The organism is Pelodictyon luteolum DSM 273 (genome assembly GCF_000012485.1).
Lineage (GTDB): Bacteria > Bacteroidota > Chlorobiia > Chlorobiales > Chlorobiaceae > Chlorobium > Chlorobium luteolum.
Map to the genome: position 1 here is coordinate 1,404,149 of NC_007512.1, position 21,570 is coordinate 1,425,718.

The 21,570-nt window shown below is 56.8% G+C and carries 22 protein-coding genes; 5 read left to right on the forward strand and 17 right to left on the reverse strand.

What is annotated here, in order from left to right; translation table 11 throughout:
* Positions 1-43: 43 nt before the first annotated feature.
* From phoU to PLUT_RS06500, 10 genes are all read right to left on the reverse strand, one after another.
* Complete coding sequence (gene phoU, locus PLUT_RS06455) at positions 44-730, reverse strand: phosphate signaling complex protein PhoU (protein ID WP_011357975.1); 687 nt, start codon at positions 728-730, stop codon at positions 44-46.
* A gap of 18 nt (positions 731-748) precedes the next feature.
* Positions 749-1,609 (reverse strand): phosphate ABC transporter ATP-binding protein PstB, encoded by an 861-nt coding sequence (gene pstB / locus PLUT_RS06460; RefSeq protein WP_011357976.1) that lies wholly within the window; start codon positions 1,607-1,609, stop codon positions 749-751.
* 6 nt (positions 1,610-1,615) lie between these two features.
* Complete coding sequence (pstA, locus tag PLUT_RS06465) at positions 1,616-2,962, reverse strand: phosphate ABC transporter permease PstA (protein WP_011357977.1); 1,347 nt, start codon at positions 2,960-2,962, stop codon at positions 1,616-1,618.
* A gap of 36 nt (positions 2,963-2,998) precedes the next feature.
* A complete protein-coding gene (locus tag PLUT_RS06470) occupies positions 2,999-4,162 on the reverse strand; it encodes a PstC family ABC transporter permease (protein WP_011357978.1) in 1,164 nt (387 codons plus the stop codon).
* A 213-nt stretch (positions 4,163-4,375) separates the two neighbouring features.
* Positions 4,376-5,185, reverse strand: coding sequence for a phosphate ABC transporter substrate-binding protein (locus PLUT_RS06475; protein ID WP_041464121.1), 810 nt, complete (start codon positions 5,183-5,185; stop codon positions 4,376-4,378).
* Positions 5,186-5,338: 153 nt separating this feature from the next.
* Positions 5,339-6,154, reverse strand: coding sequence for a phosphate ABC transporter substrate-binding protein (locus tag PLUT_RS06480; RefSeq protein ID WP_011357980.1), 816 nt, complete (start codon positions 6,152-6,154; stop codon positions 5,339-5,341).
* A gap of 192 nt (positions 6,155-6,346) precedes the next feature.
* Entirely contained in the window at positions 6,347-7,426 is a 1,080-nt protein-coding gene (locus PLUT_RS06485) for a putative porin (RefSeq protein ID WP_011357981.1), read from the reverse strand.
* A gap of 126 nt (positions 7,427-7,552) precedes the next feature.
* Positions 7,553-7,813, reverse strand: a complete 261-nt coding sequence (locus PLUT_RS06490) for a hypothetical protein (protein WP_011357982.1) — start codon at positions 7,811-7,813, stop codon at positions 7,553-7,555.
* A 72-nt stretch (positions 7,814-7,885) separates the two neighbouring features.
* Positions 7,886-8,578, reverse strand: a complete 693-nt coding sequence (locus PLUT_RS06495; protein WP_011357983.1) for a GNAT family N-acetyltransferase — start codon at positions 8,576-8,578, stop codon at positions 7,886-7,888.
* 15 nt (positions 8,579-8,593) lie between these two features.
* Positions 8,594-9,421, reverse strand: a complete 828-nt coding sequence (locus tag PLUT_RS06500) for a lysophospholipid acyltransferase family protein (protein ID WP_011357984.1) — start codon at positions 9,419-9,421, stop codon at positions 8,594-8,596.
* 220 nt (positions 9,422-9,641) lie between these two features.
* Between PLUT_RS06500 and PLUT_RS06505 the strand changes: the two genes are divergently transcribed.
* Both PLUT_RS06505 and PLUT_RS06510 read left to right on the forward strand, forming a co-directional pair.
* Entirely contained in the window at positions 9,642-10,331 is a 690-nt protein-coding gene (locus PLUT_RS06505) for a class I SAM-dependent methyltransferase (protein WP_011357985.1), read from the forward strand.
* Positions 10,328-10,990 carry an HAD family hydrolase gene (locus PLUT_RS06510; protein ID WP_011357986.1) on the forward strand — a complete coding sequence of 221 codons (663 nt, stop codon included), beginning with the start codon at positions 10,328-10,330 and terminating at the stop codon, positions 10,988-10,990. The genes PLUT_RS06505 and PLUT_RS06510 overlap by 4 nt, the downstream gene beginning before the upstream one ends.
* Before the next feature lie 40 nt (positions 10,991-11,030).
* On the opposite strand, the gene PLUT_RS06515 is transcribed toward PLUT_RS06510, so the two are convergent.
* Both PLUT_RS06515 and PLUT_RS06520 read right to left on the reverse strand, forming a co-directional pair.
* The gene (locus PLUT_RS06515; RefSeq protein ID WP_011357987.1) at positions 11,031-12,104 is read right to left on the reverse strand and encodes a metallophosphoesterase; all 1,074 of its coding nucleotides are present in this window, start codon (positions 12,102-12,104) and stop codon (positions 11,031-11,033) included.
* Positions 12,105-12,162: 58 nt separating this feature from the next.
* Positions 12,163-12,879, reverse strand: a complete 717-nt coding sequence (locus tag PLUT_RS06520) for a PHP domain-containing protein (protein WP_041463849.1) — start codon at positions 12,877-12,879, stop codon at positions 12,163-12,165.
* Positions 12,880-13,012: 133 nt separating this feature from the next.
* Here PLUT_RS06520 and trmH point away from each other — a divergent pair, with 133 nt between their 5' ends.
* Positions 13,013-13,672 (forward strand): tRNA (guanosine(18)-2'-O)-methyltransferase TrmH, encoded by a 660-nt coding sequence (gene trmH / locus PLUT_RS06525; protein WP_011357989.1) that lies wholly within the window; start codon positions 13,013-13,015, stop codon positions 13,670-13,672.
* Here trmH and PLUT_RS11510 read toward each other — a convergent pair.
* Together PLUT_RS11510 and PLUT_RS06530 are read right to left on the reverse strand one after the other, a co-directional pair.
* Complete coding sequence (locus tag PLUT_RS11510) at positions 13,624-13,983, reverse strand: hypothetical protein (RefSeq protein ID WP_011357990.1); 360 nt, start codon at positions 13,981-13,983, stop codon at positions 13,624-13,626. The genes trmH and PLUT_RS11510 overlap by 49 nt on opposite strands.
* An 83-nt stretch (positions 13,984-14,066) precedes the next feature.
* Positions 14,067-14,291 carry a hypothetical protein gene (locus PLUT_RS06530; RefSeq protein ID WP_011357991.1) on the reverse strand — a complete coding sequence of 75 codons (225 nt, stop codon included), beginning with the start codon at positions 14,289-14,291 and terminating at the stop codon, positions 14,067-14,069.
* Between the two features lie 243 nt (positions 14,292-14,534).
* Here PLUT_RS06530 and PLUT_RS06535 point away from each other — a divergent pair, with 243 nt between their 5' ends.
* The gene (locus PLUT_RS06535) at positions 14,535-15,995 is read left to right on the forward strand and encodes a sigma-54-dependent transcriptional regulator (RefSeq protein ID WP_011357992.1); all 1,461 of its coding nucleotides are present in this window, start codon (positions 14,535-14,537) and stop codon (positions 15,993-15,995) included.
* A 44-nt stretch (positions 15,996-16,039) separates the two neighbouring features.
* A complete protein-coding gene (locus PLUT_RS06540; protein ID WP_238974563.1) occupies positions 16,040-16,519 on the forward strand; it encodes an NUDIX hydrolase in 480 nt (159 codons plus the stop codon).
* Here PLUT_RS06540 and trxB read toward each other — a convergent pair.
* From trxB to PLUT_RS06555, 3 genes are all read right to left on the reverse strand, one after another.
* Positions 16,452-17,387, reverse strand: coding sequence for a thioredoxin-disulfide reductase (gene trxB / locus PLUT_RS06545; protein WP_011357994.1), 936 nt, complete (start codon positions 17,385-17,387; stop codon positions 16,452-16,454). The genes PLUT_RS06540 and trxB overlap by 68 nt on opposite strands.
* A 100-nt stretch (positions 17,388-17,487) precedes the next feature.
* Positions 17,488-17,817, reverse strand: coding sequence for a thioredoxin (trxA, locus tag PLUT_RS06550; protein ID WP_011357995.1), 330 nt, complete (start codon positions 17,815-17,817; stop codon positions 17,488-17,490).
* A gap of 83 nt (positions 17,818-17,900) precedes the next feature.
* Entirely contained in the window at positions 17,901-21,467 is a 3,567-nt protein-coding gene (locus tag PLUT_RS06555) for a DNA polymerase III subunit alpha (RefSeq protein ID WP_011357996.1), read from the reverse strand.
* Positions 21,468-21,570 lie beyond the last annotated feature (103 nt).

The following is a 21,570-nucleotide window of genomic DNA, read 5'->3' on the forward strand; positions in this document are numbered from 1 at the left end:
CGGCGGATAACCGGGCTTGAACTGCACTGTGGAAGCATGGTCTTCAATCTTTCAGCGACTGGATCAGCTTTTCATAGGAGATGTCGCTGTGCCGGACGATCTCGCCCGTCACAAGGTAGGTGACCTCATGGGCGATACGGGTGGCATGGTCGGCCATGCGCTCGATGTAGCGGGAGATGCTGAGGAGCGAGATCAGCTGATCGACGTTCAGGGCAGGGTCTTTCATGAGGGTAGCGACCTTCTTGAAAACGGCACTGTGGATGCTGTCGATCTCTTCGTCAAGGGCGCAGACCTTGTCGGCAAGGAAACGGTCCTTGTTGATGAATGCCTCGATCGACTTGCGGGTCATGTCGGCGGCAAGGCGGCCCATGGAATCGAAATCGAACATGGCAAGCATGTCGGGCTTGATGTCCGGCATGCGCTCGATGATGTGGACGGCAAGGTCGCCGATGCGCTCGAGATCGTCGTTGATCTTCATGATGGTGACGATCGTGCGCAGGTCCCGGGCAACGGGCTGCTGGAGGGCAAGGAACGCCAGGCAGCGCTCTTCAAGCCCGACTTCGGCAAGATCGATCTCAAAGTCGATGCGCCGGATTTCGCGGGCCTGCTCTTCATCCTGGTTGCGTATCGCTGTAAGGGCGTCGTCGAAGTTCTGAAGGACCTTTTCCGAGAGATGGACAAGGACATCTGAAAGGTCCCTGATATGTTCGTGTACCGGTCTGTCTGACATGGCGTGTGAGTGGTTGCGTTAGCTGAATCTTCCGGTGATGTAGTCCTCAGTCATCCTATCCCTCGGATTGGTGAAGAGCTGCGAGGTGCCGGCATGCTCGACCAGCGTGCCCTCATAGAAAAACATGGTGTAGTCTGAAACACGCGAAGCCTGCTGCATGTTGTGGGTGACGATCATGATCGTATAGCTGCCGCGAAGCTCCTGGATGAGGTCCTCGATCTTGGCTGTGGCCTTGGGGTCGAGAGCAGAGGTCGGCTCGTCGAGCAGAAGGATTTCGGGCTCGACGGCCAGCGTACGGGCTACGCAGAGCCGCTGCTGCTGTCCACCGCTGAGGCCGAGGGCGTTGCGCTCAAGGCGGTCGCTCACCTCGTCCCAGAGTGCCGCCTTGCGGAGGCTCTTCTCGACGACTTCAGCCAGCTGCTTCTTGTCGTTCATGCCGTGCAGACGCGGGCCGTAGGCGATATTGTCAAAAATCGATTTCGGGAACGGGTTCGGCTTCTGGAACACCATGCCGATCTTCTTGCGAAGCAGCACCTCGTCGGTGAGCTTGCCGTAGATGTCCTCTCCATCAAAACGCAGGGTACCGGTCGTATGGCAGCTCGGAATAAGATCGTTCATACGGTTGATGGCACGCAGGAACGTGCTCTTTCCGCAGCCGCTCGGTCCGATGATGGCCGTCACATATTTCGAGAGGATATCGGCGTTGACCTTTTTGACGGCTTCGAAGTCACCGTAAAAGATCGAGAAGTCCTTGGCGACGACATGGGGCTTGCCTCCGCCGCTCACGCTTTTTCGTTCAGAAGGGATGTAGATGTCGCGCGTTGCGGTCTTTGCAGGGGTGTCCATGGAGATCTCCTTTTCTTCCGCTGTCATTTGCATGGTTAATCAGCCTTTTAATTTCTTGGATATGCGGGCTCTGAGCAGTACCGCCGAAAGGTTCAGAAGGAGCACGATGCTGACAAGGGCAAGCACCATGCCGTACTGCACGTGGCGGATTTCGGCCGCCGCCTCATGTTCGCTGGCAAGGTTGTAGATATTCCACGACAGCGCCGGGGTCGGTGATGAAAGCACATCGGCAATGCCGATGGCCGAACCTACACTTACCGCTGCGGTGAAGATGATCGGAGCGGTTTCGCCGGCCGCCCTGCCGAGACTGATGACGCCGCCGGTGATGATGCCGGGAAGCGCTGCAGGCAGGATCACGGTAACGATGGTGTTCCATTTTGTGGAACCCAGACCGAGCGAAGCTTCTTTATAGGTTTTCGGCACCGCCAGTATCGCCTCTTCAGCCGCCCTGATGATGGTCGGCAGGATCATGATGGCAAGGGTAAGTGCACCGGCAAGCACGCTTTTGGATTCCGATACGTTCAGGGTATTGATGAAGAAGGCCAGACCGAACAGACCGAACACGATGCTCGGTACACCGGCAAGGGTGCTGTTTGCACTGCGCAGCATGCTGGTGAAGACGCCGTCCTTGGCATACTCGGTGAAATAGATGGCCGCGACAACACCAAGCGGAAAGGCGAAAAGCATGGCGCCGATGGCGAGGAAAAAGGTACCCTGGATTTCAGGCCATATGCCGCCGAAGATGTGGGCATCTATCGATGAGTCGGTGAGGAACCCCCAGTAGAGGGTGAAGCGAGGAAGCAGCATCTTTTCAGCGTTTTTCTCGACAAAACCGAACATCGGGGCAAGTTTCGTCCCCTCAAACGACTCGGCCCGGCGGACGAAGTACTCCTTGGCCATAACGTCGGGATCTGAATAGTCCCACTTGGACTCATAGAGCAGGGCGTGGAGTTTCTCCTCGGCCTTCTCCCACCGGGTCTGACCGTAACGGAAACGGGTCAGGATGGCCGAATCATCGCCGGGCGGAGGACCGAGCAGGGTCTGGAGCGCGGTCTTGACCGGGCCGTACTGCATACGGTACTCCCTGGCCTTTTCAGGATCCATACCCTCAAGCTCAAGCTCGAAATCCGCAAGCATCCGGTACGCCTGGTCCCGGTACACGGCAACTTCAGCGATTTCGCGCTCGAGCTCTGCCCCGTCACCGCGGTGGAACTCGTTATAGAGGAGCTTGCGATGCTCGATCGTTCCCTTGAAGAACACGGCGCCGAGTCCGTTGTAGATGATCGGCGTGATGACAATCAGAAGCGCAAGGGCCATGACGACGATCGAACCAATCCCGAGAGCGGTGAACGAACGGTCCAGTATTTTCCTTGTTCCGAGATTCATGACTGCCTGTTTGGTATTATTGGAATCTTGAGGCTCTTACTGACCCGAAAGAATCTTCCTCTGGCGGACGACGATGCGCTCGCTGATGAGGTTGCTTATGAAGCTGATGACGAGGAGCAGGAGGCCCATGGCGAACAGCACATGATAGCGGGCCGAACCGGTCACCTGGTCTGCTTCGCCCATATCACCGGCGATGGTGGCCGTCAGGGTACGGACCGCCTCGAGGTAGTTGTACCAGGGATCGGGGATATGCGAAGAGTTGCCGGAAGCCATCCACACCACCATGGTCTCGCCGAGCGAGCGCATGATGCCGAGAATGACGGCGGCAAGAATGCCGCTGCTTGCGGCGGGAAGCACTGTTTTGACGAGTGTTTCAGCCCGGGTGGCGCCAAGTGCGTAGCTTCCTTCGCGGAGCTCGCGACCTACCGACTGAAGGGAATCCTCCGCCACACTGACGATCGTCGGCAGCGCCATGAAGCTCAGGATGATGGAGACGTTGAGGGCGTTGGTGCCGGTGAGGATCTGCATGCCGTTGAGCTGCGAACCCACCACGTAGAGCACGAGAAAGGCGAGAAGGGTGAAGAGCACCTGAAGCATGGTTGCATAGCGCTTGCGGCGAACCGGTTCCTCAATACCGGCAGTCAGGAGGTCGGAACCAACGATGACGGCAAGCAGCAGGAACGGTCCTGCAAGGATCCACCATACCCACATGAGCATGGGTCCGCCGCTTGTCTGGAGCAGCGGAGCGAGGATCACGAGCGCAAAGAAACCGAATGCGACAGAAGGAATGGCCGCAAGCATCTCAATTACCGGCTTGGCGTACTGGCGGACCGAAAAAGGAAGGATGTCGCTGAGGCAGACCGCTGCGGCAATGCCCATCGGGACAGCGAGGAGGGCCGAGCCGAGGGTGACCATGCCGGTGCCGTAGATGATGGCAAGTGCGCCGAACTCGCCGGGATCTCCTGCAGGGTACCAGTTGCTGCTGGTGAAGAATTCAGCGAATCCTCTCTGCTGGAAATAGGGAACGGCATCGACGGCGACGAAATAGAAAATGAAGAGAACGACGATGGCGACAAACGAGGCAATGAGAAGCAGAATGGATTCTCCTGCAGTCCTGGCGGCTTTCTGCATTTTCCGCCTCCCTTCGCTGACAACGAACGCGCCTGAACGGTTGCTGTCTCTGTTCACGTCTCCACTCATGATGATACGGTTGGGTTCAGGTAACGGGGCGGATGCTGGTGCGTTGATTTCAATGCCTCAAATCTATACTCTTTAGCGAAAGAAAAAAACGCGCACGTGTTACATCTTTGCAACAACGCCTGCCCAAAAAACAACAAAAGCCGGAATCGGGTTGCATTCCGGCTTTATGAAAAGTATTGAGCTGCATGGATCAGTGGTCCCCTTGAAGTCACATCACTGGCTGATGAAGCCGAGTTCACTGATGATCCGCCGCCCGTCAGCAGTCGAGGGCAGTGCGAGAAACTGTTTGATGCTACCCGTCGGCTGGCCGCTGGTATAGAAATAGAGCTTGCGCGACAGCTTGTAGGTACCGCTGCGGATGCTCGCGACGCTCGGCTTTACCCCATCGACAGGAACCGCCCGGACTGAGGAGTCCAGAAATCCCATGCCGATGAACCCGATCGCAGAGGGTGTCGTCGACACACGGCTCTTCACGGCGCCGTTGCTGGCCTGGGACTCAGCCCTCGGCATGATAGGCACAGCCTTGCCGGTGACGAGCGTCTTGAACGACTCCTGGGTGCCGCTGTTCGACTCACGCTGGATCACCACGATGCGGGAATTCGGTCCGCCGACCTCGCGCCAGTTGGTATAGCGTCCCTGATAGATCCCTGCGATCTGGGCCTTCGTAAGACCCCTGACAGGGTTCGAGGGATGAACGACGATGGCAATGCCGTCAAGGGCGGCAACATGCGCTACCGGCTGAATACCTTTTTTCCTTGCAGCAGCGATTTCCTGTGTTTTCATATCACGCGACATGGCTGCAATGTCGCAGGCGCCGTTGATGAGGCTTTTGGCACCGTTGCCGCTCCCCGACTCGCTGACGGTGACCGGAACACCGTAGCGCTTCGTGAAATATGCCGCAAACGATTTCGCTATGGGTCCGACAGTCGTCGAACCATCAATCACAATCCCATTCCCTGCCGCAGACACCTCTGTGCCCATAAGCATCAGCGCCGCCAGCGCCAGCATCAACATCCTCTTCATCATATGTTCCGGTTCAATTTGGTTCCCTCTGTGCAAGAAGAAGAAAGGTAGGAAAAAGAAGCCCCCCTTGAAATAAAAAAAGCCCCCCCGATGCAATGCACCGGGAGGGCGTCATAACAGCAGCGCTCTAAGCCGCCACCACAGGGTGGAAGCTTACTGGTTCACGAAACCAAGTTCGCTGATCATGCGCATGCCCTCGGGGGTCTGGTTGAGCTCGATGAACTGCTTCACAGCGCCCTTCGGCTGACCGTTGGTGTACATGAAGAGCGGGCGGGAGATCGGGTAGGTACCGTCCTTGACCGAAGCAACGGTAGGAGCCACACCCTCAACACTCACAGCCTTCACAGAACCATCAACAAAGCCGAGGCCGAGGAAGCCGATGGCTGCAGGGGTGGAGGCAACACGGCTCTTTACAGCACCGTTGCTGGCCTGGGTCTCTGCACGCTTGGAGATCGGAGCTGCCTTGCCCATGACGAGGCTCTTGAAGGTGTCCTGGGTACCGCTGTTCGATTCACGCTGGATCTTGACGATCTCGGCAGTCGGGCCGCCGACCTGGTTCCAGTTGGTGATCTTGCCGGAGTAGATGTCACGGATCTGCGTCTTGGTAAGGTTCTTCACACGGTTGCTCGGGTTCACAACAATAGCCATACCGTCAAGAGCGACAACGTGCTCAACAGGATTGACGCCCTTTGCCTTTGCAGCAGCAATCTCGTTGGTTTTCATTGCGCGGGACATGTTGGCGATATCGCAGGTGCTGTTGATGATGCTCTTGGCACCGTTGCCGGAACCGGATTCGCTGACGGTCACATCGGTACCGGTGGTACGGGTGAAGTATGCTGCGAAGGACTTGGCAATCGGGCCGACGGTGGTGGAGCCGTCCATGACGATCTTGCCGGCGGCAGAAGCGTCACCGGAAGCCATCATACCGAAAACAGCCGCACCCATAAGGATTTTGCTGAAGAGTTTCATGTCTAAGTAAGTGATTTGGTTTAGGAAACAAGAAAATAAAAGAGATTACGAGAGACTGCTCTGTTCCGCCGGTAGCGTGAAGATCCTTTAAAAAAGGCTGTCCTGCCGGAAAAGCAGGAGCAGCCTTGCAGGCCAACCACACAACCTGACGAAGAAAGAACACCACACACGAAAGAACAACACACAAAGTGATTAGAACTTCACGACAGCGTCAAGCTGGAAGAGGTGCTTTGTATCATCAACCTGAGCAGCTGTACCATCAATCTTATTGAAGTTAAAGTACGTTGCACCAAGCGTCATATTCTGGATGAGCTGGTATGTGCTGCTAATTTTGAAGCCTTCACAGTTTGTCCCACCACCATTACGATCACTGTCAGTCATGGCTGGATTTACCGCGTCCTCCTCAAGCTGTACATACTCAACCGATCCTTCAATCTGACCGGGATTCTTTGCCTTACCAAGCTTTAAGCCGACAAGCATACCATCCCTACGCGAATCTGTAATGCCACTGAAATCGCTATTTTCAGCCATATTAGTAGCAAACTGACCGTAGACCTTCCAGGGTAGGGAAGACACCTTGCCTCCGACACTTCCAAAAAGCTCGATAATATCATATCCGAGTGATGGATCGGGCATATTATCGTAGCCATAGTAAGAGGCTCCGAGCTGATAGCCTAAATTGCTGACTTCACCCTTGTAGGATGCCTGTGCGGCCAGAATGTAGGTATCATCGCCAACGGAAGATTCATCATAGAAATATGAACCAGCGACGAGTGAAAGACCATCCTTCTCTTTTCCTTTGGCATCTTTCCCATACTGCACAGTCGCTCCCTCAATTGTAACGTCGCCGTCCCAGATGAGATCGTCTATAACCGCAAGAGTGCTCTTAGTTGCCCTCTTACCAAGAATCAAGTTGACATCACCATTGAGGAACATCGGATGATAATCGATATATGCCTCATTCAATAAGATGGTGTCCGCAGCAAAACTGTCATCTAGAGTCTCGTTCCTTGAAACCGGATCTGTGTCGTTTCCAGTAGCGAGCTGCAACCCAGCAGATAGCTCCTCGTTAATCCACATGTCGGTTCCAAAACGGACACGAATACGGTGGCGGTCACGGCTATTATCATCAGTCGTGCTGACATTATCATCAGTCAAACTAGACTCATAACGATAGCGGATATCCCCTTTCCAGTTCCAGTCTACTGCCTGGGCGTTGCTCGAGAACCCGAGAACGGCAGCCAGACCGATTAACATTGCTGTTTTTTTCATGATATGGTTTGGTTGGTTTGCGTAATGTGTTGCATGATTGATTCTTTTTTCATGCGCTGATAATCTAGGCCTCCAGTGTTACAGGACTGTTAAGGCTTTGTAAAGAGATTGTTAACTGAGTCTTCATCATATCTTCAAATCAGTGATCACCACCGCCCCGTGGAAGCGGCGATCAGGGAAAATGACCCGCCCTTTCTGGTTGATGACGACATGGGGATATCCCGCTTCGTCAAGCAGCGCAAGGATTTTAGCAAGATCCTTTCGACCGGCGGGCTTGATGATGATGTCAGCCAGGGCATCGACTTTCTTTACACTGTGGCGGGAGAGTTCCTCCCGGAGAAAGAACTCGCCCGCCACCGCTGTTTTCAGCGCTTCAAGGTTCAACATGGTATCCTCCTTCCTGCGGCTTCACGAAAAAACTGCAGAGCTCCTTACCTGCAGCCCGGCGCCTTAGGGCGCCTACCCCCCTGCTATCGGCCGGCGGCCGAGAAGGGCCTGACGGGCGGCCTTCCGCTGTTCCTTGCGCTCAATGACCGCATGAATGCCCTCGCTGAGCTCCATATAGATGCGGTTGCGGCTGTTCTTGATGCGGCGAAAGAGTTTCAGGATGTCGAGCGTAAGGATGATGCGGGTGGAGCTGCAGTTCAAGTCACCAAACAGGTGTTTGCCCACCACCTCGAACCCGAGCACGCGGGTATGGAAGTTGAAGGGAGAGTTGGCCTCCCCTTCGAAGACGTCAGTAATGAAATGGGTATAGTCGCGCTCGACCACTTCGGCAGTTGCGGCGCGCATAAGACGCAGCGCAATACGGGGGTTGCGGCGGTACTCGCCAAGAATCATGAACCGGCCGATTTCAGCGTAGCGTCCTGCGGTCCTGAGCTTTTCGACATCTATCCCCGGCTCGAACTTCACTTCGTACCGTTCGGGCAGTTCAAGCGGCGGATCGTAGAGGAGGCGGATGACGCCGGCAGGCTTTCCGCTGACCTCGGCAATGAACCAGGACAGGGTATCGCTTTTGAGAACATCCTCGGGGATCTGCCCTTCGACGCCCGCTATCCAGTTCTTCTCTATGCGGAAGACCTGCTCAATGACCTCGAGCACCCGGCTGCGGTCACAGGCGCTCTCCACTCTCCTGACGGTAACACTCGACATGGCGGTCCTCCCGGTTTACAGGGCACCCTCCCCGACCGCAAACGGCGGACGGGATACGGACCCGTATGGTTGTTGGTAAAGTGCATGATGTTCGTTCGGCATGGGTCCCTGATAGCGTTTGCCTGACAGGTCTGCAAGGCAGTGCATGACCCTGTGGGTCACTTCATTTGCCAGTGCGGCACGCCGCTGCACACCGCCCTGTTCCTCTTTCTTGACGGCACGGTAGGCTTCCGACTGCAGGGTGAAGTCGATCGGGGTGCCCACCCGTATGATGGTGCGCCCGAGGATGGGGATGCGTCCCTTCTGTATGCGGAGCGGGAAGTCGATGCCGACAGGGATTACCGGGGCACCGGTCGTGAGGGCAATGTGGCCGATACCGCTCTTGCCTTTGGCCAGGGCATCGGCATTGCGGTTGCGCCGCCCTTCGGGGAAAATGCCGATGCTCCTGCCGGAAGCGATCTTGCGGCAGCAGCGCTCGACGGTATCTTCCGCCATCCGGACCGGCCGTGAGGATTCTATCCAGGAGAGGGTGGAGCGCTTGTTATAGACATAGACGGGATCGATCATCCCCATCAGCTTGCCGAGTACCGGCACCCTGCCGTACATCCAGTCGATGACGAAGCTGATTGTGCGCCCGCCCATGTGGTAGATGAAAAAGATCGGGACCATCAACGCTTCAGCAGAATTGTTGTGGTTGAAGGCGAAAATGTATGGCCGTCCGTCACCGGGGAGGTTCCCGAGCCCTTCCGCCTTCAAAAGGAAGAAGTTCGGAAGCATCAGGAGCCGGAGGAGCAGCGCCCGCATCGGGGAGAGCCGGGGAAGCGGCCTGAAGTAGTCTTTCATACGCAGTAAGCCTTATTGGCTGAGCCGCCAAGAAGCGGCAGGGGTTTTCAGGGTACAGAAGAAAGAACGTCTTTATGTGTTGACGAACAGTTACGGGGGTGCAACGATTCTGCAAATTTGAAGAGGGTGCGGGAAGGGCCGGAGGAGGGAAATTGAAACAAATAATGCATCGGGGCTGTTTTAAGCTTTGTGCAGATAAACGATTTTTTATTTTCCCCCTATGACAAACCATTGGCACAGTTCAGAAAAATTCAACCGGCAGGCAGAAGGCTGGGACGACAATCCCCGCAGACTCGCCATTGCCGAAGCCGTCTTCAAGGCTCTTGCCGAAGCGGTACAATTCACCGAGAGAACCGAAGCGCTTGAATTCGGATGCGGGACAGGCCTGGTGACCATGCAGGTCGCCCCGCGGGTACGGAAGGTGACGGCCATCGACACCTCGCACCGGATGCTCGGCGTGCTTGAGGGCAAGATCATGGCGACAGGGACGAAGAACATCGACTCTCGCTGCCTTGATTTGACCGTCCCTGATGAAATGCGCCGTCTGCCGAAAGGGCACTTCAACGTCATATACGCGAGCATGACGCTCCATCACATCGACGACACATCCTCGTTCCTTCAGGAACTTTCGGAGCTGCTCGCCCCCGGCGGAACGCTTGCCATGGCGGACCTTGACCTCGAAGATGGCTTTTTCCATGACGATGCCGATGAGAAGGTTCATCCCGGATTCGAGCGGCCGGCCCTTGCGGCCATGCTTCTGGCGGCAGGCCTCCAGAACCCGACGTTCCGGACCGCAGCCACTATCGAAAAGAAAAACCGGACGGGAAGAGAAGCATCCTACCCCATATTCCTCGCCACGGCAACCAAACCGGAAGCCTCGAAGGAACAGCCGGAGAGCGCGGCCGAATGAGCTGCAAGGCGGTCATCTTCGACCTTGACGGGACCCTGCTCGATACCCTCAAGGACCTCTCCGTCACCCTCAATGCCGTGCTCTCGGCAAACGGCCACCCCACCCATCCGCTCGAACACTGCCGCTACCTTGTCGGCAGCGGCATGCGCGAACTCGTCCGCAAAGCCCTTCCCGACGGAGTCGGCACACCCGACACCATCGAGAGGATCCTCGGGGAACTTCTGGAGCAGTACGCACTCAACTGGAACGTGCACTCGCAGCCCTACCCGGGCATTCCGGGAATGCTCGACGGGCTGGAGCGGCTTGGAATGAAAAAAGCCATTCTCTCCAACAAGGCCGACCGGTTTACGAAGCTCTGTGCCCGGCATCTTCTTGCAGACTGGCATTTCGATGTTGTCATGGGCCACCATGACGCAATCGAGCACAAGCCCTCACCCGAAGGGGCGCTCCTCGTAGCGGAAATGATGGGTGAAAAACCCTCTGACATTCTCTATGTCGGCGATACCGGCATCGACATGCTGACGGCCAACCGTGCCGGCATGTACCCGCTTGGCGTACTCTGGGGGTTCCGGCCTGAAGCGGAGCTGGTGGAAGCCGGGGCACGCTCGCTTACAGCCGATCCCGAAGGGATACTACTCCATCTGGAGGGCTGCGCCTGAAGGGCAGAGTGAGGGTGGCGAGCGGCTGGAGTGAACCCTTTCAGGCCAGAAGGTGAAGGCGGGAGAAGACGTAGTCAAGGGAGTCCTCGTTCAGCACAATCCTGTAGTACCCTGTCGATCCCAGCTCATGCGGGCTGTTGTCGCGGTCGCTCGTAAAGCGGCGGCTCCGTTTTCCGTTGTACCAGTAGACAAGCCGGATGCGGTTTCCCTCGATTTCAAGGGCGGTAATGCCCCTTTTTCCGATGGCGCACCCTGAATTGAACACGCTCGGGATGGTGATGTTATTATAGAGCCCGCTGCGAAGTCCTATCCTTTTTCCCTCGCGGTAGCATGCCTCAAGCTCCCCCTTCAGCTCCGCAATCTTCCCTTCGATTGATACCTTCTCACCATTCTCTGCTGATGAATACGCCCTGCAGAGCTCTTCTATCCGGTAGTTGAGGTAGTCGACTTTCGAGAGCGACTCGAAAAGGGGACGGTGGGTATGGCCGATGATCGACACAACCTTTGCCTCGTTCGAAAACTCGTAGATGGATTTTTCAATGGCGAACCGGCGGCGGCTGTTGTAGGCGATCGAGAAGTTCCGGATACCGACCGGCTTTGCGATGTAGCGGAGGAAAAAGATTACGGCCCGGCTGACGATGGGATAGGACTCCCAGAGCAGCACGGAAGCCTGGTGGCCGTGGAACACAAGGATGGTCTCGTCCCCGTAGGAAAACTTCACCGACTCGACCAGCGAGTCGGCAAGCGGGTAGGAGCGGTTGCCTGCAAGTTCCGTGTCGTGGTTGCCGATGGTTTTCCAGAGAAACGACGTCCTGCTGAACTCCCCGAAAATATCGTACATGGAGGTCCAGGCCCGGGAAATCTCATCGAGCGGGAACTTGAAGAGTTCCTCTATGTCGCCATTCAACACGAGACCGTACTTTTCAGGAAGGTAATAGGTCGAAAGCATAGCCTCGATGAGGTCGCTGTTGCGACGGAACTCGTCGCGCCGGCCGCCGTTGCCCATATGGAGGTCGCTGAGGATCAGGACCCGGGTATCGGTTTCAAGGCTTACCTTGCTTGCGTTCTGGAGCAGTCGCTCCAGATGGGGGTGTTTCTTCTTATGAATGCTCATAGTGACTGCTGTGCCGCGCTTCGCCCTCCTGCCCCTGAATCAGCCGCCCTCGGGGCCATCATCTGCATACCCTGACAGAACCCGTCCCTTTGAGCGGTCCTCCCCTGTACAGGAAAAGCGAAACTGCGGCGTTGGTCCGGATCGCCTCTTTGACCGCTTCGACATTGCCGCGGCATCGCAGGAGGGTCTTCCATGAGCGAAGGTGTTTCTCCTCGTGGAAGTCGGAGTTAGCGATATAGTTAAATTTTTTCAACCCCACAACATTAAACAGGTCATCACGGTTTGCGACCTCCCATGCGTCGAACATGGTGGCGTATTCTTCATGATTGTTCCAAAGATGCTCGGAAGGCGCTTCACCCGAGTGGTTCCGGACATACGGGTGGCAGGCAACCGACACGGCCCCCTGCCGGCGGATCTCCCGGAGCAAGGGCTCCACCGGAAGGTCGGGGCTTATGAATTCCTTTACGTCGAGGGCGAGGATGTGGTATTTCGAGGTGTTGTTGGTAAGCTCAATGCCGGGGATGAGCAGCATGTTCCATCGCTCCCAGGCAACCCGGGAGGCCTCCCAGAGTTCGTGCAGGTACTCGCTGAACCGTTCGGGTGGCACGCTGCAGTGCGGACCGGGCAGCTGGAAGCTCGCGGTGTCAAGCACATGGTCGGTAATGGCAATCACGTCGAAGCCGGTGCTGCCGTACAGTTCGACCACATCCTGAAGCGAAAGCTCGCCATCGCTCCAGCGTGTATGGATATGGAAATCACAGTAGAGCCAGTCCATATGGATCGCACAATAAGGGTGGGAAAAGGGGCGCAGAGGGACCGCAGACAAGGTAGGATATTCCATTCCCTGAATTCCACCGTTATTGTTAACTTCATGAAAAATCACGCCACACCCTTAAACCTCAAGCCCATTGATTGACAGCGAACGATTCAGGCAAATCAGGAGCATGCTCCGCCGCCGCCAACCGGACCTGACGGTGGTCATGGACAATGTCAACAAACCCCACAACCTCTCCGCCCTCATCAGGAGCTGCGATGCCGTCGGCATCCACGACCTGCACGCCGTTTCGAAACAGCGATCCATCCATACCCGGCAGCATGCCGCAGCGGGCTCAAGCCGCTGGACCCGGCTGCACCTCTGGCATGAGATCAAGGAGCCCTGCAGTGCTCTCCGCCGGGAGGGCATGCAGCTGCTTGCGGCAACCAACGTTGCGGCAGCCGTTGACTTCAGGGAGATCGATTACACCCTCCCGACCGCCGTAATCCTCGGTGCGGAATGGGACGGGGTATCGAAGGAGGCCATAGGAGAGGCCGACCGGACGATCATGGTACAGACGCACGGGATGGTGGAGTCGCTGAACGTCTCGGTGGCAGCTGCAGTGATCCTCTTCGAAGCAGAACGACAGCGTAGCCTGAATGGAATGTACAGGGAACTCCGGATGGAAGAGGAACAATACCGGAGGCTGCTCTTCGAGCTATCCTACCCCCGCCTTGCCGAGCAGCTCACCCTAAAAAAGCTCCCCTACCCCGCACTTGATGAGGACGGCGGCATATTCCCCTTGGAGATGTAGCAGGTAAACCGGCCCTCGCCCTCCCTGCCTTCGATATGGCGGTGAAGAAGCCAGAGCAGATGGTCTATTTCATCAAGAAGCCGGGAGTGGTTGAACGCAAGGGCGACGAGGAACATCGGGAACGAGATGTGCTCACGGCGGAGCTTGCGGAGTACGTTGCCCATCGCACGGGCCATCACAGGAAAACCGGGTGACTGTTCGGGTATTATCGACGGAGCATCGGGAGGCAGGGGCGCGTAATCGCAACTGAAACAGAAATCCTCGTTCCCGTCCCATTCGATGACGATACGGTATGGTTTTGGCGCACTCATACACAAGCGGTTTTAGCGCTATATAACCAATTCACGGAACGCGGCACAGCCAGCTTTGTTAAGGCTCTGCAAAAAAAAGAAGCCTAAGGCTCCATTTTCAATGAAGGCGGGATGCTGGCGCGCAGCTTCAGGAGCTGCTCGAGGATCGCCTGCAGGTCTTCGGTAATGGCGCCAAGCAGTTCGGTAAATTCCGTCCTCTCACGCACACTCATTGCAGCGATCTTCTGTTCCTTCAGGAGCAGTTCGGTGACGGCGGCATCAAGCGCCGTGCAGGAATCGGTAAGTTTCCTGACAATTCCCTTCTTCATGGTGAACGTCACAGCGGGGAGCGTTGTTTGAATGCACAGGCTGAGCAATAACTTCTTGCAAGAACCATACCACCGCCCATATCACGCCGGATACCCTGCATAGAGCCCTTTACAGAAAAAAACTTTTCCGGTTGCGGTACAACTGTCTCAAAACAGGCCGGCATTGCACCCGGCGGGCATTTAGCGTATATTTATCAACACCATCACGTGCCGGTGACACGGCACAAACAAAGATCAGCTGCAATGGCGCTACAAAAGCAACCTAAAACCGTCCTTGTTGCCGACGACAGTTCGGTCATCAGGACCCTGATGCAGCATCTCCTGAAAAAGCTCGGCTACCGGGCAATCACGGCAGAGAACGGCACCAGCTGCATCAGAACTCTTGAAGAGGAGCCCGTCGATGTGCTCCTGCTTGACTTGAACATGCCCGAAAAGGACGGAATGGAGGTGCTTTCCTGGGTTCGGGAACAGGGGATGACACTGCCGGTGATCATCATCACCGCTCTTGAGGACGTGAGTCAGGCAGTGCAGTGCATGAAAATGGGGGCATATGAATACCTGACGAAGCCAGTGGAAAACGAACGGCTTGAAATCATCCTCCGCAATGCCCTCTCGGAATCATGCCTCAAAGAAAAGGTTGCCGTTCTTGAAAAGGAGCTCATAGCCAAGGACCTCTTCCGTGAGATCCGCGGAAACAGCCCTGCACTCCGCCGCTCTATCGACCAGGCGATGCAGGTGATGGAAACAGACATGAACGTACTTCTGAACGGCGAAAGCGGCACCGGCAAGGAACTGTTCGCCAAGGCCATCCACCACGGAAGCAGGCGCAAAGGCGGACCGTTCGTCACCATCAACTGCGCGGCGATTTCGAGCGAACTGGCCGAAAGCCTGCTGTTCGGGCATACGAAGGGGGCCTTCACCGGCGCAACCGCCGATCATGCCGGGTACTTCGAACAGGCTGACGGCGGCACCATCTTCCTTGATGAGATCGGAGACATGAGCCTCGATATCCAGGCCAAGGTCCTGCGTGCGCTCCAGGAAAAAAAGATCCGGCGGGTTGGAGAAAAGAAGGAGCGGGCGGTCGACTTCCGGCTGGTGTCAGCCACCCACCGGGATTTCTCACAATCCATCACCGACAAGAGCTTCCGTGCTGATCTCTACTACCGGCTGGAAGAGTACCCGCTCTATATTCCTCCGCTCAGGGAACGGCAGGAGGACATCATACCGCTCGCCGAACATTTCCTTCAGGAATTCTGTAAGGCCAACGGCCTCGACACTCCGGTCATTGCTCCCGAAGCCCTTCTTTCGCTGCAGTCGCACCCCTGGCCGGGCAACGTCCGCGAACTGCAGAACATCATCCGCCGCGCTGTACTGACTGCCGGAGAGGGCAGGATTGCATCCTTCATGCCGCAGGGATCGCAACAGAAGAGCACACCGCAACCCTCATCCCTGCCGATCTCTGTTCCGGCAGAGACCACCCCGACATCCGCACCGGTAAAGCCGGAGAGGGGAACTGAAAATCAGGCGATTCTCAAAGACATCGAGCTGCAGGCCATCGTCGACACCTACCGGGAGTGCGGCGGCAACCAGAGCAGGACCGCCGAACTTCTCGGCATCAGCCGTTCCACCCTCATCAGGAAAATGAAGCGCCACGGACTCACAAGGAGTGTTTCCATCGCACCGGCTGACAGGAAAAGTGATTGATGCAGCGCTTAAGAGAGGCAGTGACACAGGCAGTGACACATGAAATGACCGGAAGCGTAAGCATGGAGGCCGGAAGGCATGAGGGAGCGAGCATCATCATCCATGATGGCCGCGGCTCTGTCCTGCTGTTTTTACGCGACAATATACCCGCCATACCCTACCCCGGCATGTGGGACCTTCCCGGCGGACATATCGAACCGGGAGAGACCCCATACGAATGCATCGTAAGGGAAATGCTGGAGGAGATAGAAACGGACGTCAGGGAGTGCGGACTCTTCAGGGCCTACCCTTTCAGCGACCGGAAGGAACATGTCTTTGTGATCCAGCGAGAACTGAGGGTCCGGGAAACTGTGCTGCACGAAGGCCAGATGCTCCGCTGGTTCACGAAAAGAGAAACGGAGGAGACCGCACTTGCGTACGGGTTCAACCGTGTGCTCAGAGAGTGGTTCGAAGAGTTCAGCGGATCGTTTCCAGATACCGCTCAGCGTCCACAGCAGCCATGCACCCCGTTCCGACCGCGGTAACGGCCTGGCGGTAGATGAAGTCCTGTACATCGCCGCAGGCGAATACGCCCTGAACGCTTGTTTCAGTGGAAGATTTCTTCGTTAGGATGTAGCCATAGTCGTCGATATCGAGCTGGCCCTCGAACATTTTCGCATTGGGCGCATGGCCGATAGCCATGAATACCCCATCGCATGCATGCTCTTCAAGCTCCCCGGTTTTCACGTTCTTCAGCCTGATGCCGGTTACCTTCTGTCCGTCACCCAGAATCTCGTCGACAACAACGTTCAGCATGGTGTCGATTTTCGGGTTCTTGCTGGCACGCAGGCTCATGATCTTCGATGCACGGAACTCTTCACGCCGGTGCACGAGCACAACCCTCGAAGCGAACTTGGTGAGATAGAGCGCCTCTTCCATCGCAGTATCTCCTCCGCCGATCACGAACACCGTGCTGTCACGGAAAAAGAAACCGTCACAGGTGGCGCAGGCCGAGACCCCGCGTCCTCGGTAGCGGTCTTCCGACTCAATGCCGAGCCATTTGGCGTTGGCACCGGTGGCGATGATGAGGGCGCGTGTCAGAATCTCGCTGCCGTCCTCAAGGGTAAGCGAAAATGGACGACGGGAAAGGTCGGCTTCCGTCACGCTGCCGAACTTGAATTCCGCATTGAACTTCGTCGCCTGATCGCGCATCCGCTGCATCAGTTCGGGTCCCTGGATCCCCTCGGGGAACCCGGGAAAGTTCTCGATTTCCGAGGTGATCATCAGCTGGCCGCCGGGCTGGTACCCATCGATGACGAGGGGCTTGAGGTTCGCTCTGCCGGTGTATATGGCTGCGGTATAGCCGGCAGGACCGGTACCGATGATGACGATATCACGGACGTCTCCTTCCATGGCGCATTCGGATGTTGATGGTTCGAAAAAAGTGAGGTACGGGGAAAAAAGGCAGCGCCCCGGCACGTCATGCCGGGGCATGTTCGCTGCACTGGAGAAATCAGCCGATATGCTCGTCGATTTTCTTTGCGATCATGTTCTTCGGCATGGCGCCAACCATCTGGTCGACAACCTGGCCGTTCTTGAACACCAGCATGGTCGGGATGCTGCGGATGCCGTACTGGGCAGCCGTATTGGGGTTATCATCGACATTGACCTTGGCAATGACAGCCTTGCCTTCGTAGTCGCCTGCAAGCTCTTCGATGACAGGTCCGAGCATCATGCAGGGTCCGCACCATGCAGCCCAGAAGTCAACGAGTGCAACCTTGCCCGACTCGAGGACTTCAGCCTTGAAGTTCTGGTCGGTAGCCACGAGATATTTTCCGCTCATTTAAGGTATCCGATTAAATTGTTTAACAAGTAAAACTCCATATAAATACATCTCGACGAATGAGGAAAGTAACAAAAAAACAGCTACCCCGCAATTTTGACATTGTCCGGTCCCAGAATTTCCTCAAGCTGCAGGAGGGCATCCTCGTCGGCATCGAAGGGTGAACTGCGGGCAAACACATTGAGGGTTTCGATGGACTCGCCTGCCTGCACCCTGACCTCAAAGTCAACCGGCGTATCGCCCCGGTGCCGATCGAACACCTGCTTGACCTTCCGGAGGCGTTCAAGCTGCGTATCCTCGTCTGCATCGACCTTGAGCACGATTTTGCGGATCAGGGTTTTACGGACCTTCTCTACCGGCAGGACCTCCCGGACGAGCAGTTTCAGCATTCCCCCGCTCACTTCAGCCTCTGCGACAAGCATCACGACCCCGTCCGGCTTGAGCAGGTGGGCGTACTGTTCGTAGACGCTGGCGAAGACCGTAAAGTCCGCCTTGCCGGTAAAGTCCTCTATAGAGCCGAACAGCATCTGCTTGCCCTTGCGGTCGCAGTAGGGTTTGGTAGAGACGACGAGACCGATGACGCGGTACTGGCGGGAAAGGGTGATTTCGCGCATGTGGAGCTGAAGCGAAGAGAACGCAGCCCAGTCGCGGCGCCACGGGGAGAGCGGATGGCGGCTCAGGTAGAACCCTACCAGCTTTTTTTCGTGCATCAGCTTCTCAGGTTCCGGCATCTCCGCGGCAGGCTCCATGTCGGGATAGTGGGCATCCTCTTCCACCGTGCCCTCTTCGACGCTGAAGAAACCGCATTGGCCTAGGGTGACGGCCCGGTTTTCAATCTGGCCGAACTTGATGGCTTTGTCGATGTTTGCAAGCAGGCGGGCCCGGTGCGGATCGATTTCGTCGAACGCGCCACAGAGAATGAGGCACTCGAGCGCCTTACGGTTCATTACCCGCTGATCGACCGAAGCGGTCAAGTCGAACAGGTTCAGATAGTCCCGTTTTCGGCGAAGCCGGGCTGTAATAATGGCCCTTGCCGCACCGCCGACCTGTTTGATGGCGCTGAGCCCCACACGGATGGCCGGCGGGCCGGTCGAGTCGTCGACGGAAAAGAGTGCGTCGCTTTTGTTGATGGACGGCGGAAGAATCGAAATCCCGAAACTCTTGGCCTCGTCAGTGAGATGCTTCATCCGCTCGGTGTCGCCGATCTCGCTGTTGAGGATGGCAGTCATGAACTCGATGGTATAGTGCGCCTTCAGCCATCCCGTCCAGTATGCAAGAACCCCGTATGCCGCAGAATGGCTCTTGTTGAAGCCGTACCCGGCAAACTCCGCCATCAGCTCGAAAACCCGGGTCGCCAGGGAGTCATGCACCCCCTGCTCCACGCCGCCCTTGACGAAGTCCGCCTTGAACTTCTCCATGATCTCGGGCTTTTTCTTGCCCATCGCCTTGCGGAGATTGTCGGCCTTAGCCATCGAAAACCCGCCCATCACCTGCGAAATCTGCATGACCTGCTCCTGATAGACGATAACCCCGTAAGTCTCCTTCAGGATGGTTTCCAGCATGGGGTGCATATAGTCGATGGTCTCGCGGCCGTGCTTGCGGTCTACGAACAGGTCGACGGCATTGCGTTTTTCATCGATGCGTGCATTCAGCGCCCCGGGACGGTAGAGGGCGCTCATGGCGATGATGTCTCCGATCTGGGTCGGCTGGAGGCGGGTCATGTAACTCTGCATCCCTGATGACTCGAACTGGAAGATTCCAGCCATCTTCCCCTCCTGGAAAATCTTGAAGGTCTTCCGGTCGTTCATCGGCACCTCTTCAAGCTCGATGTCCACCCCGTGGCGTTTTTTGATGAGCCGGAGGGTTTCGTCGATGACAGCCAGGGTCACCAGGCCGAGATAGTCGATCTTCAGAAGCCCTGCCGTTTCGATCCAGTTCTTGTCGAACTGGGTGACCACCTGCTTCTCCCCCGCCCCGTCCGCGCTTTTCGGTTTGCCGGCTGCAGGCTCGTCAAGATCGATTTCATCGGCGTACTGGCGCTCCTCTGTCTCGATCTTGTTGGAGACATAGAGCGGGACCTGCTCCTCGAGAGGTCCTTCGGTAATGACGACCGCGCCTGCGTGCATGGAAACGTTTCGTGCCCGCCCTTCGAGCGCCCGGGCATAGTCCATGAGCTCGCGGATCTCGGGTGTGCTGTCGGCGTACTCCCTAAGCTCCTTGACCTCGAGCAGCGCCTTTTCAAGGGTGGTGCCGGGCCTTGAGGGCACCAGCTTGGCCAGCCGGTCCGCAACCGAAAGCGGCACCTCGAGCACCCGTGCAGCATCGCGGATTGCCGCCTTGGCGCCGAGGGTGCCGACGGCCACCACCTTGGCCACGCTTTCGGGGCCATATTTCTCTACGGTGTACTCAAGCACCTTCTGCTTGCCGACCGGCGTGAAGTCTATGTCGATATCGGGCATCGAAAGACGCTCGGGATTCAGGAACCGCTCAAAGAGCAGTTTGTACTTCAGGGGGTCGATGCGGGTGATGCCGGTAAGGTATGCGACGATGCTTCCGGCCGCCGATCCCCTGCCGGGGCCAACGGAATAGCCCATCTTCCGGGACGCCTGGATGAGGTCGCTGACAATGAGGAAGTAGGAGCTGAACCCCATCTTTTCTATGACGCCGAGCTCCAGCTCGATGCGTTCCTTAACGTCCTCGGGTGTAATGCCGTCCTCCGGGTTGTCGCCGTACTTTTCACGGGCACCCTCCCATGTCAGGTGGCGGAGGTAGGCCGCCTCGTCCGGGAACGCTTCGGGAACAGGAAAATGCGGGAGGATCGGATCCTTCTCTGAAAATGCGTAGGTGCAGGCCTCTGCGATCCGGAGGGTGGCGGAGAGCTCGCCGTACCGGTCGTCGAAGAGCAGCCCCATTTCTTCGGGAGATTTCAGGTAGTACTCCTTGCCGGGAAGGGCAAGCAGGTTCTGGCTCGATAGTTTCTCCTTCGTCCGGTTTGCCACCATCGCCCGGTAGCACCCGGCGTCACGCCGCTCAAGGTAGTGGACGTTGTTCGTCGCCACCAGCGGGATCGAGAGTTTTTCACCAAGCGCCACGGTCGCGGCATTCAGCTCGTCATCATAATGGGTGCTGTGCCGCTGCAGTTCAAGATGGAACCGGTTGCCGAACACCTCGCGGTAATACGCTGCCTGCGACTCGGCCTCTCCGGCGGCTCCTGAAAGGAGGGCCCTGCCGATACGGCCGGAACTATAGGCGGAAAGACAGAAAAGGCCGTCATGGTAGGTTTCAAGCAGTTTCGGATCGACATGCGGCATGCCGTTGTGGAAACCGTCCTTTGATGCCCTTGAGAGCAGGACACAGAGGTTCCGGTACCCTGTTTCATTCTGGACGAGAAGGACGAGCGAGGGCGCCTGGGCCTGTTTCTGCTGGTGCTCTTCGCCCTCAAGCAGCAGGAGTTCGCTGCCGATGATGAGCCGTACCCCGGCACCTGCGGCATCGCTGAACAGCTCCGGCATATTGAAGATGGCGCAGTAATCGGTCACTGCGACACTCTTCATTCCGAGTGATGCCGCCTTGGTGAACAGTTCGCCCGGAAATATCGGGCTGCTCTGCATCGAATAGTGCGTATGGGCGTGAAGGTGGACGAAATCCATAGGTGCCGTGCTCTCCTGGGGTATGAAAAGGGATGGAGTAATATGTGCATTGCAAGGCAAACATGCACTATCCGGCGTCATGAAAAATCAGACCATAAGCCCC

Bases quoted from the DNA above. Each gene is read 5' to 3' on its own strand.
- phoU (WP_011357975.1), bottom strand. From the start codon at position 730: ATGTCAGACAGACCGGTACACGAACATATCAGGGACCTTTCAGATGTC.
- pstB (WP_011357976.1), bottom strand. From the start codon at position 1,609: ATGCAAATGACAGCGGAAGAAAAGGAGATCTCCATGGACACCCCTGCA.
- pstA (WP_011357977.1), bottom strand. From the start codon at position 2,962: ATGAATCTCGGAACAAGGAAAATACTGGACCGTTCGTTCACCGCTCTC.
- PLUT_RS06470 (WP_011357978.1), bottom strand. From the start codon at position 4,162: ATGAGTGGAGACGTGAACAGAGACAGCAACCGTTCAGGCGCGTTCGTT.
- PLUT_RS06475 (WP_041464121.1), bottom strand. From the start codon at position 5,185: ATGAAGAGGATGTTGATGCTGGCGCTGGCGGCGCTGATGCTTATGGGC.
- PLUT_RS06480 (WP_011357980.1), bottom strand. From the start codon at position 6,154: ATGAAACTCTTCAGCAAAATCCTTATGGGTGCGGCTGTTTTCGGTATG.
- PLUT_RS06485 (WP_011357981.1), bottom strand. From the start codon at position 7,426: ATGAAAAAAACAGCAATGTTAATCGGTCTGGCTGCCGTTCTCGGGTTC.
- PLUT_RS06490 (WP_011357982.1), bottom strand. From the start codon at position 7,813: ATGTTGAACCTTGAAGCGCTGAAAACAGCGGTGGCGGGCGAGTTCTTT.
- PLUT_RS06495 (WP_011357983.1), bottom strand. From the start codon at position 8,578: ATGTCGAGTGTTACCGTCAGGAGAGTGGAGAGCGCCTGTGACCGCAGC.
- PLUT_RS06500 (WP_011357984.1), bottom strand. From the start codon at position 9,421: ATGAAAGACTACTTCAGGCCGCTTCCCCGGCTCTCCCCGATGCGGGCG.
- PLUT_RS06505 (WP_011357985.1), top strand. From the start codon at position 9,642: ATGACAAACCATTGGCACAGTTCAGAAAAATTCAACCGGCAGGCAGAA.
- PLUT_RS06510 (WP_011357986.1), top strand. From the start codon at position 10,328: ATGAGCTGCAAGGCGGTCATCTTCGACCTTGACGGGACCCTGCTCGAT.
- PLUT_RS06515 (WP_011357987.1), bottom strand. From the start codon at position 12,104: ATGAGCATTCATAAGAAGAAACACCCCCATCTGGAGCGACTGCTCCAG.
- PLUT_RS06520 (WP_041463849.1), bottom strand. From the start codon at position 12,879: ATGGACTGGCTCTACTGTGATTTCCATATCCATACACGCTGGAGCGAT.
- PLUT_RS11510 (WP_011357990.1), bottom strand. From the start codon at position 13,983: ATGAGTGCGCCAAAACCATACCGTATCGTCATCGAATGGGACGGGAAC.
- PLUT_RS06530 (WP_011357991.1), bottom strand. From the start codon at position 14,291: ATGAAGAAGGGAATTGTCAGGAAACTTACCGATTCCTGCACGGCGCTT.
- PLUT_RS06535 (WP_011357992.1), top strand. From the start codon at position 14,535: ATGGCGCTACAAAAGCAACCTAAAACCGTCCTTGTTGCCGACGACAGT.
- PLUT_RS06540 (WP_238974563.1), top strand. From the start codon at position 16,040: ATGACCGGAAGCGTAAGCATGGAGGCCGGAAGGCATGAGGGAGCGAGC.
- trxB (WP_011357994.1), bottom strand. From the start codon at position 17,387: ATGGAAGGAGACGTCCGTGATATCGTCATCATCGGTACCGGTCCTGCC.
- trxA (WP_011357995.1), bottom strand. From the start codon at position 17,817: ATGAGCGGAAAATATCTCGTGGCTACCGACCAGAACTTCAAGGCTGAA.
- PLUT_RS06555 (WP_011357996.1), bottom strand. From the start codon at position 21,467: ATGGATTTCGTCCACCTTCACGCCCATACGCACTATTCGATGCAGAGC.